The sequence below is a fragment of the Streptococcus sp. bf_0095 genome (genome assembly GCF_004166885.1).
Taxonomy (GTDB): domain Bacteria; phylum Bacillota; class Bacilli; order Lactobacillales; family Streptococcaceae; genus Streptococcus.
In genome coordinates, this window is the sequence record NZ_RCYU01000002.1 from 200,282 (window position 1) to 214,965 (window position 14,684).

11 protein-coding genes are annotated in these 14,684 nt (G+C 44.1%); 4 read left to right on the forward strand and 7 right to left on the reverse strand.

Translation table 11 applies throughout. From position 1 onward, the window contains the following. Positions 1-46: 46 nt before the first annotated feature. The 4 genes from metF to EAI95_RS05650 form a co-directional block, all read right to left on the reverse strand. Positions 47-922 carry a methylenetetrahydrofolate reductase [NAD(P)H] gene (metF, locus tag EAI95_RS05635; RefSeq protein WP_048716370.1) on the reverse strand — a complete coding sequence of 292 codons (876 nt, stop codon included), beginning with the start codon at positions 920-922 and terminating at the stop codon, positions 47-49. Between the two features lie 71 nt (positions 923-993). Next, positions 994-3,243 carry a 5-methyltetrahydropteroyltriglutamate--homocysteine S-methyltransferase gene (gene metE, locus EAI95_RS05640; protein WP_129822445.1) on the reverse strand — a complete coding sequence of 750 codons (2,250 nt, stop codon included), beginning with the start codon at positions 3,241-3,243 and terminating at the stop codon, positions 994-996. 706 nt (positions 3,244-3,949) lie between these two features. Further along, positions 3,950-5,557 carry an alpha-glucosidase gene (locus EAI95_RS05645; protein WP_129822446.1) on the reverse strand — a complete coding sequence of 536 codons (1,608 nt, stop codon included), beginning with the start codon at positions 5,555-5,557 and terminating at the stop codon, positions 3,950-3,952. Positions 5,558-5,670: 113 nt separating this feature from the next. Continuing rightward, entirely contained in the window at positions 5,671-6,711 is a 1,041-nt protein-coding gene (locus tag EAI95_RS05650) for an acyltransferase (protein ID WP_129822447.1), read from the reverse strand. A gap of 120 nt (positions 6,712-6,831) precedes the next feature. On the opposite strand from EAI95_RS05650, the gene pabB reads away from it, so the two are divergent. The 4 genes from pabB to EAI95_RS05670 all read left to right on the forward strand — a co-directional run bounded on the left by pabB (position 6,832) and on the right by EAI95_RS05670 (position 11,300). Further along, positions 6,832-8,562 (forward strand): aminodeoxychorismate synthase component I, encoded by a 1,731-nt coding sequence (gene pabB / locus EAI95_RS05655; RefSeq protein ID WP_129822448.1) that lies wholly within the window; start codon positions 6,832-6,834, stop codon positions 8,560-8,562. Continuing rightward, positions 8,559-9,209: an alpha/beta hydrolase gene (locus tag EAI95_RS05660; protein ID WP_129822449.1), complete on the forward strand. Its 651-nt coding sequence runs from the start codon at positions 8,559-8,561 to the stop codon at positions 9,207-9,209. Before pabB ends, EAI95_RS05660 begins: the two co-directional genes overlap by 4 nt. Before the next feature lie 372 nt (positions 9,210-9,581). Next, positions 9,582-10,490, forward strand: coding sequence for an ATP-binding cassette domain-containing protein (locus EAI95_RS05665; protein WP_129822450.1), 909 nt, complete (start codon positions 9,582-9,584; stop codon positions 10,488-10,490). 57 nt (positions 10,491-10,547) lie between these two features. Next, positions 10,548-11,300 (forward strand): ABC transporter permease, encoded by a 753-nt coding sequence (locus EAI95_RS05670; RefSeq protein ID WP_129822451.1) that lies wholly within the window; start codon positions 10,548-10,550, stop codon positions 11,298-11,300. Positions 11,301-11,330: 30 nt separating this feature from the next. Here the strand turns inward: EAI95_RS05670 and EAI95_RS05675 are convergent, their stop codons facing one another. The 3 genes from EAI95_RS05675 to EAI95_RS05685 all read right to left on the reverse strand — a co-directional run bounded on the left by EAI95_RS05675 (position 11,331) and on the right by EAI95_RS05685 (position 14,477). Then, entirely contained in the window at positions 11,331-12,212 is an 882-nt protein-coding gene (locus EAI95_RS05675) for a HAMP domain-containing sensor histidine kinase (RefSeq protein WP_129822452.1), read from the reverse strand. Continuing rightward, positions 12,212-12,901: a response regulator transcription factor gene (locus tag EAI95_RS05680; RefSeq protein WP_193775108.1), complete on the reverse strand. Its 690-nt coding sequence runs from the start codon at positions 12,899-12,901 to the stop codon at positions 12,212-12,214. Before EAI95_RS05680 ends, EAI95_RS05675 begins: the two co-directional genes overlap by 1 nt. Positions 12,902-13,037: 136 nt before the next feature. Then, a complete protein-coding gene (locus tag EAI95_RS05685) occupies positions 13,038-14,477 on the reverse strand; it encodes a 6-phospho-beta-glucosidase (RefSeq protein ID WP_129822454.1) in 1,440 nt (479 codons plus the stop codon). Between the last annotated feature and the right edge of the window lie 207 nt (positions 14,478-14,684).

The window sequence follows — 14,684 nt, forward strand, 5'->3', positions numbered from 1 at the left end:
GAGAAAAATTTTTCTCAATCTCTACAATTCCTGCTTAGACTGTTGATTAAATCACTTCCAAATTTGGTTGGTGTTCAAATAAGGCTTTTGTTGCATGGTGGACATGATAGGCTACATCTTCATTGTTCATGGTGTAGAGATGGACACCGGCAACATCTTGTGTGACCAAATCAACGATTTGATCCACCGCATAGGCTAAACCAGCCGCACGAAGAGATTTTGGATCATGTTCATACTTATCCAGAATGGCTTTGAACTTCCGTGGGATATGAACATTTTCACAAGTCTTCAACAAGCGAAGGGCCTGGTTTCTGTTAAGAATTGGCATCACCCCTGCATGAATGGGAACATCAATTCCCGCCAAGGTACACTTATCTTGAAAATCGTAGAAACGCTCATTGTCAAAGAAAAGCTGAGTCACTAGGCTCGAACATCCAGCATCCACTTTCTTTTTCAGATTTTGAATATCTGAAATTTGGTTTGGCGAATCTGGGTGACCTTCTGGGTAACAAGCACCGATCACATCAAAGTGAGGAGCTTCTGTTTTAATAAATTCAATCAAGTCCGTTGCATAACGAAAGTCTTTTAAAGGCTCAATACCAGGAATAATATCACCACGAAGGGCCAAAATCCGATGAACCCCTACTTGATCTAATTCATGAAGGGTATCTGCTACTTTTTCCTTGCTTAGATAGATGGCAGGTAAGTGGGCAATGGTCGGAATAGACAATTCATTCTGAATATGATTGGCTAAAGCAACCGTCGTCTCTTTGATATTGTATTTATTATTGCTAGCTGTCACACTGATAAAGTGTGGAGCTAATTCCTGCATATTTTCCAAGGCACGTAAGAGCTTGGCATTGCCTACTTCAGGATTTGGAGGGAAAACCTCAAAGGAGAGCGACGGTGTTTGCTTAGTCATCAAATGTATTCCTTTCTTGATTGAGCAATTCTTTTTTTGCTATCGAGCAAGCTTAGGAATTTCTACTTGCTTTATAGCGCTTTACGAGCAGCTTTTGCCGCTTCTACAAGACGGATCAAGCTTTCTTTTGTTTCTTTAATTCCACGTGTTTTCAAACCACAGTCAGGGTTGATCCAAACTTTTCTGCTTGGTACTTTGGCAAGGATAGCTTCGATAGTGTGATCGATTTCGCCTTCGTTAGGCACACGAGGTGAGTGGATATCGTAAACCCCAGGTCCAACTTCTGTTTGGAAGTTTTTCGCTTTGAGTTCGTCCAAGATTTCAAGGTTTGAACGGCTTGCCTCAAATGAGATGACGTCTGCATCCATGTTGTCGATGGCTGGGATAATATCTGTAAATTCTGAGTAACACATGTGCGTGTGGATTTGTGTGTCTGGTGCTACTGTTGAATGTACCAAACGGAAGGCTGGAATAGCCCAGTCAAGGTAGTCTTCGTACCAGTCACTACGACGAAGTGGCAATTTCTCACGAAGAGCAGCCTCGTCGATTTGGATAATCTTCACGCCTGCAGCTTCAAGGTCAAGAACTTCATCCTTGATAGCAAGAGCGATTTGAAGAGTAGAATCCTTGATAGAGATGTCTTCACGTGGGAATGACCAGTTAAGGATGGTAACAGGTCCAGTCAACATCCCTTTAACAGGTTTGTCCGTACGGCTTTGTGCGTAGCTAGACCATTTAACAGTGATTGGGTTAAGACGAGTGACATCACCCCAGATGATTGGTGGTTTAACCCCGCGCATACCATATGATTGTACCCAACCATTCTTAGAGAAGAGGTAACCGGACAAGTTTTGACCGAAGTACTCAACCATGTCATTACGCTCGAATTCACCGTGTACAAGCACGTCAAATCCAACTTCTTCTTGCCATTTGATCCATTCGTCGATAGTTTCAGCAAGGAAGGCATCGTATTCTTCTTGTGACAATTCACCCTTACGGAAAGCCAAACGTTTCGCACGAACTTCCTTGGTTTGAGGGAATGAACCGATCGTTGTTGTTGGAAGGGCTGGAAGTTTGAAGGCATCTTCTTGGATAGCTTCACGTTCTGCAAAGGCTGGCAAACGAGTGTAGTCTGCATCAGTCAATCCAGCGATACGCGCACGAAGCTCCGCATTTGCTCCGACACGTTCTGTCGCAAAGAGTTCTTTGTTTGCTGCAAGAGCTTCTTCACCTTGACCATTGCGGATAGCATCCAAGTCACGAAGTTCTTCCAATTTTTCAACAGCAAAGGCAAAGTGATTCAAGATAGCTGGTTCAAAGTCTTCATTGGCAGTTGTAAATGGCACATGAAGCAGTGAGCATGAGCTAGTCAAAACGATGTTTTCAGCTGGTACTTGTTTCAAGATTTCCAAGCTTGCTTCGTAGTTGTTGCGCCAGATGTTCTTACCATTGACAATCCCTGCATAAAGAGTCTTGTCAGCTGGGAAGCCACCTTTAACGAGTTCAAGAGTTTTCTTCCCTTCAACGAAGTCCAAACCAATCGCATCTACTGGCAAATTCACAAGGTCAGCGTAGATGTCACGTACATCACCAAAGTAAGTTTGGATCAGAACCTCAAGACCTTTCTTGTCAGCCAAGAGCTTGTTGTAGAGGTTCAAGAAGAGCGCTTTTTCTTCAGCTGATAAATCTTTAACAAGAGCAGCTTCATCCAATTGAATACGAGTTGCACCAAGCTCAGCCAATTTAGCAAAAACATCTTGGTAAGCAGCCACTAAGCTATCAACGAAGTCTTCTGCCTTCACGCCTTCTTCGAAGTCTGATAATTGAAGGAAAGTGAATGGTCCAACCACAACTGGACGAGTGTCAAGACCCAAGTCTTTCGCTTCTTGGTACTCATCAAAAATCTTGTGACCAGCCAATTTGACTTCTGTTGTTTTTTCAAATTTTGGAACGATATAGTGGTAGTTAGTGTTGAACCATTTCTTCATTGGAAGAGCACGCACATCCCCTTTTTCTCCCTGGTAACCACGCGCCAAGGCGAAGTAGCGTTCAAGGTCAGACAAGTCCAAGTTTTGAACCGATGCAGGAACCACGTTGAAAAGGAAAGCAGCATCGAGGAAGTTGTCATAATGAGAAAAGTCATTTGATGGGATTTCAGTGATCCCTTTTTCTTTGACAATGTTCCAGTGTTTGGCACGCAATTCTTTTGCAGCGTCCAACAAATCTTCAGCTGTAATTTCGTTTCTAAAATATTTCTCAGTTGTAAATTTTAGTTCGCGGAATTCACCCAAACGAGGGAATCCGATGATTGTAGTTGACATGTTTTGTCCTCCAAAAATTCAAGTTGAGTCTATCTTATCAGAAGAAGCCCCTTCTGTATAATTGCTTTTCAATGGTTTATGGTATAGCCAGAAGCTATAACCTTATAGATCAAGGGTTTCCGCCTCTTGCCATTGACCAGAACTAATAGTCCTTATAAAAAATAACTATAAGGCTTCTACCAGACAGACTGAGCCTCCTCCCATTGGACAGACCTCGTCCCCTCTAAAACAAAAAAAGAAGCTATCCGCTTCTTTTAGAATGTAGATAAACATTTCTTTACATAAAATAGCTAATTTATTTTTCAAAAAAATTGGTTTCTTTTTTAGTCATTCAAGCAGATTTAAAACTTTCCGCTGTGAGAAAAGTGCCTAAAACAATTACGTTTTAGGCACTCGGGAGTTTTGGGAGTAAAACAGTTTGGGAAACTGTTTTAGCCTGAGCTTTGAAATTAATAAGCGAAGGGGTTCAAAACAAATTGAACATGGGCTGCGGATTGTGTCAAAAAGATAAGTTCTCCTAGAATCGAAAGATTCTGCGTCAAACTTCCTATTTTGACTTTATCCGCAGACGCCGTTTGTATCTTGATTTAGTCATGGAACTTCTACGAAGTTCGCTGACGTCCGTACTCACCTAAGGAAAGTTTTAAAGAAGACTTTATATGCAATCTGAAAAGCTATCCGCTTCTTTTTTTGTAGGAACTTATGCTCAAGTTAGTTGCACACAAAAAGCATCCCAAGGTTCCAATACTTTTGTCTGTTTGACCTGCTCTACATTGGTATTGCTAATGAGGACCTCCTGATAGTCTTGCTCCAGTTCAAAGCTCTGGACTTGACTAGACAAATTGACCACAATCAAATAGCGTTGATTCCCATCTACTCGTTGGTAGGCAAAGACCTGGTCGACTGTATCCACTAGCTCAAAGTCTGCCGAGATCAACCAGTCTTGCTCCTTACGGAGGGCAACCAATTGTTGGTAGGTATAAAAAATGGATGAGGGATCAGCTAAAGCCGCTTCCACATTGATTTCCTGATAGTTTGGATTGACAGCTAGCCATGGGCGACCGGTCGTAAAACCAGCCTGTGGCAGCTTGGACCACTGCATGGGGGTTCGAGCATTGTCCCGGCCAATATGCCTGATCTGGTCCATAATGGTGTCGAGATCCACTCCCTTTTCGAGGCTTTCCTTGGCGTAGTTAATAGACTCAATATCTTCGATTTCGTCTAGGCTCTTAAAAGGATAGTTGGTCATGCCAATCTCTTCCCCCTGGTAGATATAAGGCGTTCCTCTCATCAAATGAAGAAGAATGGCTAGGGCCTTAGCGGACTTCACCCGATAGGCTTGGTCATCTCCCCAGGCAGAAACAATCCGAGGGAGGTCATGGTTGTTCCAAAAGAGAGAGTTCCAGCCTTCGTCCATGCCCAGCTCCGTCTGCCACTTGTTAAAGATTTCTTTCAACTTAGGAACATTGAGCTTCTTCGCATAGTGCCATTTGGGCTGACCCTCTTGGAAGAGAAGCCCAATGTGTTCAAATTGAAAGACCATCGATAATTCTTCATTATCAGGACCAGAGTATTGCTTAGCAATCTCAGGTGTCGCTCCCCAGGTCTCCCCGACCGTTAACAAATCCTTATCCCCGAAAGTCGCTCGATTCATTTCTTTCAGATAAGGGTGGAGCATGGGACCATTGGCTACGATCTTCTGATCAGGAATTTTCCCAATCATGTCGATGACATCCATCCGAAAACCACCGATCCCCTTGTCGATCCAAAAGTTCATCATGTCATAAATCTTCTGCCGAAGGGTCTCATTTTCCCAATTCAGGTCTGGTTGCTTCTTACTAAAGAAGTGCAAATAATACTGCTGGGAAGCTGGATCAAATTCCCAAGCTGAACCACTGAAGGTAGAGACAAGATCATTGGGTTGGTCCCTCCAAATATAGTAGTCTCGCTCTGGACTGTTTGGATTTTCCTTGGCCTCGATGAACCAAGCATGTTCATCAGATGTATGGTTGACCACCAAATCCATGATCATCTTAATACCGCGCTTTTGCCCCTCCGCAATCAATGTTTCCATATCTTCCATGGTGCCAAAGATGGAAGCAATATCCTCATAATCAGATATATCGTAGCCATTATCATCCATAGGGCTTTGGTAGACAGGAGACAGCCAAATAGCCGTAATGCCTAACTTCTCCAAATAATCCAGCTTACTGATGATCCCCTTGAGGTCACCGATTCCATCTCCATTGCTATCTAAAAAGCTCTTGGGATAGATTTGATAGATCACGGCATCATGCCACCATTTTTTCTTCATGCGCTTCTCCTTTTTGACTTTACTTGTAATCCCTTACATCATAACCAAACTAGAAAAGAATTGCAACCCTCAGCTGACCTATCAGTCTCCCTTAAAATAAAAAAGAAGTCTCTCTAGAGAACTTCCTTTTCAAGACTTCTGTTTTTCTTTTCTTTTTGCCAAGAGTGATAAGAGAGCATGGCCAATCCAAAGAGATGACTTCCCAACAAGGCGGCCACAAAAATCAGCTTGCCCCTGTCTGGATAAGAAAGCGGGACATTGCTAAAGCCATAGCGAGCCCATTCGATAAAGATCGGATGCGAAAAATAAAGCGCCATGCTCATCTGCTTTAAATACTGTAAATCATAGCTTTTCAAAAAGGACGATCGCAGACAAGCATTAACCAAATAGACCGTGACAAAGGGAAGGAGAAAGAAAAAGTTTTTATCAATTCCTTCATGTTGAAAAATGATGAGACCTTCTAGACAGAAGAGTCCAAAGGTAAGGGCCACTTTTTGCCAACGGTGAACCCTAAAGTTTTGTGCATGAAAATGATCATAGAGATAGTAACCCATAAAGATAAAAATGGGCGTGTAAAAGAGACCATTTCGAGCTGTAAAAAATAAATTGCTGTAGAGCTGGTAACCCTTGAGAAGACTCGTGATGTCCAGATAAGCTGAATAGGTCTCGATCAAGCCCCAGCAGTAAAGAAGAAAGGTGATCACCCCCGTCCAAACCATACCTAAGCGTTTGACCAATTGATTGACCAAAAACAGGCCCAGCAAAAAGGCAGGGATATACCAGAGTTGGTAACACATTCCCAGATAGAACAGAGCAATCAGAACGCCTGCTGGAAAGAGATAGACAGGGAGATGGAGACTAGAAAAAAAGACCCAGGCATAGGGAAGATAGACACAACTCCAAAATAAATAGGTTTTTACGATTTTGACCAGGTAGGCCTTCATTTTCCTTGCATCTCTTAGTGATGGCTTGAGGAAAAAGCTGGCACAGACGATAAAAAATGGCACCGCTAGCCGTCCAAGGATACTCTTAAGGCCAAAATGCACTGGCTCATAGGAAGTTAAGCGACCACTATGCACCAAAATCACTGCAATCGCAAAGAGGTATTGAAAAAGACTAATACTGGAAGTGTTATAGAGGGAATTCTTTTTCATGGTCCTACTCCTTCGCCAAATGCAGATTCTATGGTTATTTTAGCATGAAAGAGAGGACCAAGCAAGGAATCCTTGCCTCCTTATCTACCTTTTTTCCTCTATTTTTGATATACTCAAAGCATGCATAAACAAACAATTATTGATTTTAAAGAGCTTGGATTGCGACACATTTTCACCAAGCCCATAAAGGAATTAAAAACCAGAGACCTCGACCAAGTAGAGACTCTTCTGAGAGAGGCGGAAGCCTATCAGGAGGCTGGTTATTATGCCGTAGGCTATGTCAGCTATGAAGCCGCTCCTGCTTTTGAGAAAAAATTAGCCGTCCACCCAGCACCACTCATGGGAGAGTATCTCCTCTATTTCACCATCCACGAGAAAGTAGAAACCCTGCCTTTCCCAGAGGACTACGAGGCAGTGGATCTTCCAGCCAATTGGCAGGAAGAGGTAGAGGCGCCTGCTTATCGAAAAGCTATCGAGACCATCCAGCACCACATCCGTCAAGGGGATACCTATCAGGTCAACTACACCGTCCAGCTTTCTCAAGAGCTAGAGGCTGATCCTTGGGCCATCTACAATCGCTTGGTGGTAGAACAGAGGGCCCATTACAATGCCTTCATCCAGCACGATGATGTCTACATTCTCTCTATCAGCCCTGAGCTCTTTTTTGAGCAAGATGACAGGCTACTGACCACCCGCCCTATGAAGGGGACGACTCGTCGTGGTCTCACTAACCAAGCCGACCTCAAGGAAGCAGCTTGGCTAGAAGCTGATCCTAAAAATCGAGCAGAAAACATGATGATTGTGGATCTCCTGCGTAATGATATGAATCGCATTTCGGAGATCGGAAGTGAGCAGGTGACCCATCTCTGCCAGGTTGAGCAATATTCCACCGTTTGGCAGATGACCTCGACTATTGAAAGTCTCATACGCCCCGAAGTCGACCTAGTCCAAACCTTCCAGGCCCTCTTTCCTTGCGGTTCCATCACAGGGGCACCGAAGATTTCTACTATGGAAATTATTCAACAGACAGAGGTTGCTCCTCGTGGCGTCTACTGTGGAACAATCGGTATCCTTCTTCCAAAAGGGAAACGGATTTTTAATGTGGCCATTCGAACCCTTCAAATGCAAGGGCATCAAGCCATCTATGGCGTAGGTGGAGGCATCACTTGGGACAGCAAATGGGAAAGTGAATACCAAGAGACCAAGCAAAAATCAGCAGTCCTCTACCGACAAGAGCCTCACTTTGACCTCTTGACAACTGGTCGTATCCACCGAGGAGAGCTGACCTTCCTGGAGCAACACCTGACCCGTTTGAGAGAGGCCAGCCGCTACTTTGCCTACCCTTATGATGAGCCAAAACTCCTGAAAGAACTTCAAGAAGAGCTTGCTCGTTTGGATTCCAACCTTGACTATCGTTGCCGCATTGCCTTGCAAAAAAACGGGGCCTTCCAGCTGGCTATCACCGAGCTGAAAGACTTGCCAGCTAGCTATCTGCAGGCCCAACTAAGAAAACAAACTGCTCCATTAGACCGACCTTTTACCTATTTCAAAACGAGTCAGAGAGACCATCTCATCCAGTCAGATCACGAGCAGATCTACTATTTAGAAGACGGGACCTTGCTAGAGACGACCATCGGAAATCTCATCCTTGAGATTGACGGCAATCTCTATACCCCTCCAGCTCACCTCCCTATCCTCGACGGGATTTACCGCTGCCATCTCTTAGAAACTGGACAAGTAGAGGAAAAACTGTTAACGCTGAAGGATTTAGAAGTTGCTGACCAAGTCTATGCCTGTAATGCCCTGCGTGGCCTCTATCCACTCGATTTCACTAGAGAGGAATCAGAATGAAACTTATTTTTTTACATGGCCTAGGCCAGGATGCTCACTCTTGGCAAGGGGTCCAAGATGCACTTTCCCCCTTGCAATCTGAATCTTTCGCTATTTTCTCCCATCCAAGCGAAAGCTACCAAGAGGCCAAAGAAAGATTGACGGAGCACCTCCAGCAAGAAAGCGAGCCCTTTATTCTGGTAGGACTCTCACTGGGAGGCGTTCTAGCTCTTGATCTCTCCAGCCGAGACTTGCCACAACTCAAGGGCTTGGTGCTTTCAGGGACGCAATACAAACTCAACACCAATCTCCTCTATAGGCTCCAAATTCTCCTTTTTCGTCTGATTCCCAAACATGTCTTTGAAAAGCAGGGGGCCAATAAACAGCACATGTTGCAAATCTTTACCGAATTAAAAAGCCTCAATCTAACCGATACCGCTAAAACTTGCCCTCTTCCTAGCTTAGTGATTTGTGGCAGCAAGGATGGGGCCAATCAGGCTTCTTCTAAAAAGTTGGCCAATCTCCTGCCTAAAGGTCACTATCTAGAAATCGCAGACGGGAGCCATCTACTCAATACTCAGAAACCCCATGAACTTGCAGAAGCCATCAAGGAATTTGTTGGTGAATTTAAAAATGAAGGGGCTAGCTTAAAAAACAGTTCCTCTTAATGTAGATAACGTATTTTTTCATGTTACATAACTTAAAAAATCAAGAAATGTTTATATTTTTAAGTTATGCATGAATATCTAGAGGCTTTCCGCCGTGAGAAAAGTGCCTGAAACACAATTGTTTCAGGCACTCGGGAGTTTTGGAACCTTAGGTCCAAAACTAAGTCATGGAACTTCTTCGAAGTTCGCTGACGTCCGTACTCACCTAAGGAAAGCCTCTAAGAAAACTTATTCTTAAAGTCACGGCTAACTTTTAAAAGGTTAGTCATTTTTTTAGAAATATTTTAGAATTGCTTGATAGTTATTTGAAAAGCAAGCTGTATACTAAGAGTGTAAAGAAAACAACTAGTCATTTGGACGAAGGAGAAAACCATGGAAAAAGTATTAGAAATTTCCCATTTGAGTAAAAAGTTCGGTCAACAATACGCCTTAAATGATGTGAATCTCACCATTCGCAAAGGCGACGTCTACGGCCTCATCGGTAAAAACGGGGCAGGGAAAACCACCCTCATCAAGGTCATCACCCAGCTGATTCAAGAAACTGATGGAAGCGTCTCCCTCTTCGCTTCCACGAATCGCTCTCAGTGGACACAAGCCCTGAAACGGGTCGGATCTGTCATTGAAAGTCCTGTGGCTCACAAGCATATGACCGCTTATCAAAACCTAATCTACTATTGCAAGGCACGCCATATCCCCAATCCCGACCAGGTCATCAAAGAAACCTTGAACTATGTCGGCCTGAATAATACGGGTAAGAAGAAATTCCGCGATTTTTCACTCGGGATGAAACAACGGTTGGGAATTGCGATTGCGCTCATTGCCAAGCCCGACTTCCTCATTTTGGACGAACCCATCAATGGTCTCGATCCTGTCGGAATCAAGGAATTCCGTCAGATGATCAAGCGCCTCAACGATGAACTCGGCATGACCATCCTCATTTCCAGTCACATCCTCTCCGAACTTTATCTGGTTGCCAATCGTTTTGGCATTGTCGACCAAGGACGCCTGATCAAAGAAATTAGCAAGGCTGAATTCGAAGAACAAGGCGAAGACTACATCATCTTCAAGACCAGCCAGCTAGCCCTTGCGAGTCAACTGATTCAAGATCAACTCCATCACCGTATCAAAGTCATCGATAAGGATGGAGAAATCCATATTTTCGGACAGACTCACGATATTAAAGTCATTGTCAAAGCGCTCGTTCAAGCAGATATTGATGTGGACGAAATCTACTATGCCCGCCAAGATCTGGAAAAATTCTTTACGGACTTGGTAGACTAGTCAAAACACCGTCTTCCTGTATTACTTATCCCACATATTTCATTTAGGAGATTTATCATGTTGCATACCATTCAAGCAGATTTTTATAGACTTTTTCGCTCCAAAGGTTTTTGGATTACAGAAGCCCTTCTCGTTCTCAATATCGTGTCTGGAGTCATCTTTGGAGCTACCGGCCATCTCGGTATCAATACGGAATCCAAATTACCCCAAGCGACCGAAGTTTGGACAGGCTTTAAAGCTTTGATCAACTACTCTGGGAGCATCAGTATGACCATCTTTTTTACCATTATTGTCATCACCTTAGTCCTAGGAACGGACTTAACACAAAACTTATACAAGAATAGTTTGGCCTATGGCGTCTCTCGCACCAGCTACTACTTTGCTAAAAGTGCTGTTGTCTTGACCATTGCTCTTTTCCAATTCCTCGTTTCTTATGGTCTTGTCTTCTCAATCGCGACCCTCTACAATGGACTTGGCACCATGCCAGATCACTTCTTGGCTCATTTTGGACTGACCCTACTGATTCAGTTCCTCTCCACCTTGGCTTGGGTCAGCATCATTTCCTTCCTCCTTTACGCTAGCCAATCCATCACTTTGGCCTTCGTTGGCTACTTCGTTGGAAATATCTTCTTAAGCCTTCCTGCGCTCTTCTTTAAAGACATCGACATTTTGCACTATCTAAACTTGGAATTCCAATATTCCATGGTCCAAAGTACGACAGCAACAAACAATACCCTCTCTATCGCCCTTGGATTCATCCTTGTTTTCGGATTCCTGGGACTAGCTACCTTTAAACACAAAGATTTATAAAAACAAAAAGGCTTGACGATTGGTCAAGCCTTACTGTTTTAATGTAATGGTTAAGATAAACCATTCTGCCTCCGTTGCCAGTTGAAAATCTCCCCCTAAGATTTCTACAAAATTTTGAATGATGTAGAGACCCAGGCCAGAAGACTCCTCTGTGTCCGATAGATTTTCGGAGTAGAAGCGACTAGCTAATTGGTCTAAGTGCTGAATCGGTTGTTGAACGATATTGCGCAGCTCGACCCGAATCGTGTCCTCATCCGACATCAAGGTCAAACGCGCCTGATCCTTCCCATGCTTGAGGACATTGCTGAGCATATTTTGCAAGAGGCGCTCCCAAAGCTCCGAATCCGTAGCATAATGAAGATGCTCTTCTAGCTCTAGCTCTAGGGCAATCCCCGCCTCAGACAAGCTATCGTAATATTGGAACAACTGCTGGGTTAAGACTTTGCTGAGATCGACATCTGAAATCCGAGGCTGAATGGCTCCCTCCATCAAGCGTCTGTATTCCAAGAGAGATTCCAGGCGTTTTGAGACGACTTGAAGATTGGATGCAATTTTCTTCAGCTTTTCCTCTTCCTGCGTCCCACCCTTGATGATTTGTTGAGTATAGCCCGATGCAATGGTCAAAGGCGTTCGAATATCATGAGCAATATTACTGATGGCCATATCCAAGGTCTTTTTCTCTTGAAAGGCAATCCGATTGGTCCGCTCGATCTGATCAAAGAGATCACTGACCTGCTTGGTCAAGGCGACCAATTCTTTTTTTGAGACACGTGACGTTAACCTCACCCCACTCCCATTTTGGAGCTTCTTTTGAATCTGCTCCTGCAAATCTTTGAGAGCAGAGAGTAGGCGAAGGTAGCCAAGTCCCAAGAGAAGGACAAGGACGACTAGAATTAGAACCAATCCCCACATTACTTGTCTCCTTTCAAGCGAACACCCAAGCCCCAGACGGTTTCAATGTAATCCTCATTAGGATCAAGCTGGGCAATTTTCTTCCGGAGATTACTCAATTGGGCATTAAGGGTATTGTCTCCAGGCAGATAAACTTCTTCCCAGACCGCCTCATACAATTCTTCCTTGGTGAAAATCTTCTTTGGATGTGCCAGCAAGGTCTCAAAAATTTGAAATTCTTTTTTGCCCAAGCGAAGCGTCTGTTCGCCAGACTCCAGTTCAAAGGTTTCTGGATTTAAGACCAAATTTTTAAAGGATAGCTTTTGCGGCGCTTGAGCTTCCTGTGCTACCGTCGTTTGATTTCGCAGCTGCACCGTCACACGAGCTGCCACTTCATCCAGATTAAAGGGCTTGACAATATAATCATTGGCACCTGCAAGGAGATACTGGCTAATGAGGTGTTTATCCCCAAGAGCGGTCATCATGATGACCGGCACGTGACTCTGCAAACGGATCTCCTCCAGGACCTGATCGCCATTTTTCCCAGGAAGCATGATATCCAGAAGGACCAAATCAATAGCTTCTTGCTGGAAGAGCCGCAGCCCTTCTGTACCTGAAAAAGCCTGAAGGACCTCATGATCTTCACTTAAGAGACTGTATAAAATTTCTTGGATATCATTATTATCCTCGATTAATAAAATCCGTGCCACTTGCCTCGCTCCTTTTTTCTTTGCTTGCGAAATCAGTTCTATTCCCCTAGCCTATCAAATAAAGGGACCTTCGTCAATCAAAAATGCAAAGAAAACACTCGATCAAGAAGAACTTTCTTCCTAATCGAGTGTTGCATTAGTTGACAGATGCTCCATTGGTCGCAATGACTTCTTTGTACCAATAGAAGGATTTCTTACGTGAGCGGGCTAAAGTTCCTTTTCCTTCATTGTCCCGATCAACATAGATAAAGCCGTAGCGCTTCTTCATTTCTCCAGTCCCGGCAGAGACCAGGTCAATACAGCCCCAAGTCGTATAGCCCCAGAGGACAACACCATCTTCGTTAATAGCATCTCGCATGGCCTTGACATGGGCAGCCAGGTAGGCAATCCGGTAATCATCCTCAATCTCCCCGGCTTCATTTGGTGTATCAACTGCCCCTAATCCATTTTCCACGATAAACATCGGCTTTTGATAACGATCCCAGATGGTATTGAGGGTAATGCGGAGACCAAGAGGGTCAATCTGCCAACCCCATTCCGAGCTTTCTAGGTAGGGGTTCTTCAGAGAGGCAAAGATATTGCCCGCTGTTTTCTCCCTTTCAGCTGGATCACCTGAAGCGACCCGACTGGCATAGTAGGAGAAGGAAATAAAGTCCACCGTATGCTCTTTCAATAATTGAAGGTCCTGCTCGGTCATCTCAACCGTGATTCCCTGACGCTCCCACTCTTTCTTAGCATAGTTTGGGTATTCCCCACGCGCCTGCACATCGATGAAGAAATAGTTCTTGCGGTCTTCTTCTAGACCAGCCCAGACATCTCGCGGAGCACAGGTATGCGGATAGTTTTGCCCAGCTGCCAACATACAGCCAACCTTATTGTTAGGATCAATCTCATGGGCTAGCTTGGTAGCAATGGCTGAAGCGACCAACTCATGGTGAGCCGCCTGGTATTTGACTTGCTCCTCATTCTCCCCTTCTTCAAAGCAGAGACCTGCTCCCATAAAAGGCGCATGAAGGATCATATTAATCTCGTTAAAGGTCAGCCAGTATTTGACCAAACCCTTGTAGCGAGTGAAGAGGGTCCGGCAGAGACGTTCGTAATATTCTAACATCTTGCGACTACGCCAACCTCCATACTCGGTAATCAAATGCATGGGACAGTCAAAGTGAGTAATGGTCACCAAAGGTTCAATGCCATACTTGTGGCACTCCTTAAAGAGGTCTTCATAGAACTGGAGACCTGCTTCATTTGGCTCCAGTTCATCCCCTTTGGGGAAAATCCGAGACCAGGCAATGGACAAGCGATAGGTTTTAAAGCCCATTTCCCCAAAGAGCGCAATGTCTTCCTTGTAGCGATGGTACATATCAATGCCATCCTTAGCCGGATAAAAATAGCCCTCTTCAAAGTCGAACATCTTTTTCTGACCCGTGATAATGGCGTGACGGTCAGGCCCAATCGGTACCACATCCACATTGGCCAAGCCACGACCATCTTCATTATAAGCTCCCTCACACTGGTTAGCAGCCGTCGCTCCACCCCAAAGAAAACCATCTGGAAATTGAAGTTTGTCGGTCATCTCTCTACCTCACTTGATTTGATAGTTCTATTATACCCTTCTCTAACCCGAAAATCTTACAACATCCTAGGAAAAACTGATACTATTCTAAGATTGTTTTTGTTCACGCGCAACACAAAAAGTTCGGAGGACTCCGATCTTTTAAAATGCATACAAATTATTTTTTGCCAAATATAATATTGGGCTTTCTTAAATCTAATAAATTCT

What these genes read in the sequence shown, in the direction of transcription:
- metF (WP_048716370.1), bottom strand. Translation starts at nt 922, where the DNA reads ATGACTAAGCAAACACCGTCGCTCTCCTTTGAGGTTTTCCCTCCAAAT.
- metE (WP_129822445.1), bottom strand. Translation starts at nt 3,243, where the DNA reads ATGTCAACTACAATCATCGGATTCCCTCGTTTGGGTGAATTCCGCGAA.
- EAI95_RS05645 (WP_129822446.1), bottom strand. Translation starts at nt 5,557, where the DNA reads ATGAAGAAAAAATGGTGGCATGATGCCGTGATCTATCAAATCTATCCC.
- EAI95_RS05650 (WP_129822447.1), bottom strand. Translation starts at nt 6,711, where the DNA reads ATGAAAAAGAATTCCCTCTATAACACTTCCAGTATTAGTCTTTTTCAA.
- pabB (WP_129822448.1), top strand. Translation starts at nt 6,832, where the DNA reads ATGCATAAACAAACAATTATTGATTTTAAAGAGCTTGGATTGCGACAC.
- EAI95_RS05660 (WP_129822449.1), top strand. Translation starts at nt 8,559, where the DNA reads ATGAAACTTATTTTTTTACATGGCCTAGGCCAGGATGCTCACTCTTGG.
- EAI95_RS05665 (WP_129822450.1), top strand. Translation starts at nt 9,582, where the DNA reads ATGGAAAAAGTATTAGAAATTTCCCATTTGAGTAAAAAGTTCGGTCAA.
- EAI95_RS05670 (WP_129822451.1), top strand. Translation starts at nt 10,548, where the DNA reads ATGTTGCATACCATTCAAGCAGATTTTTATAGACTTTTTCGCTCCAAA.
- EAI95_RS05675 (WP_129822452.1), bottom strand. Translation starts at nt 12,212, where the DNA reads ATGTGGGGATTGGTTCTAATTCTAGTCGTCCTTGTCCTTCTCTTGGGA.
- EAI95_RS05685 (WP_129822454.1), bottom strand. Translation starts at nt 14,477, where the DNA reads ATGACCGACAAACTTCAATTTCCAGATGGTTTTCTTTGGGGTGGAGCG.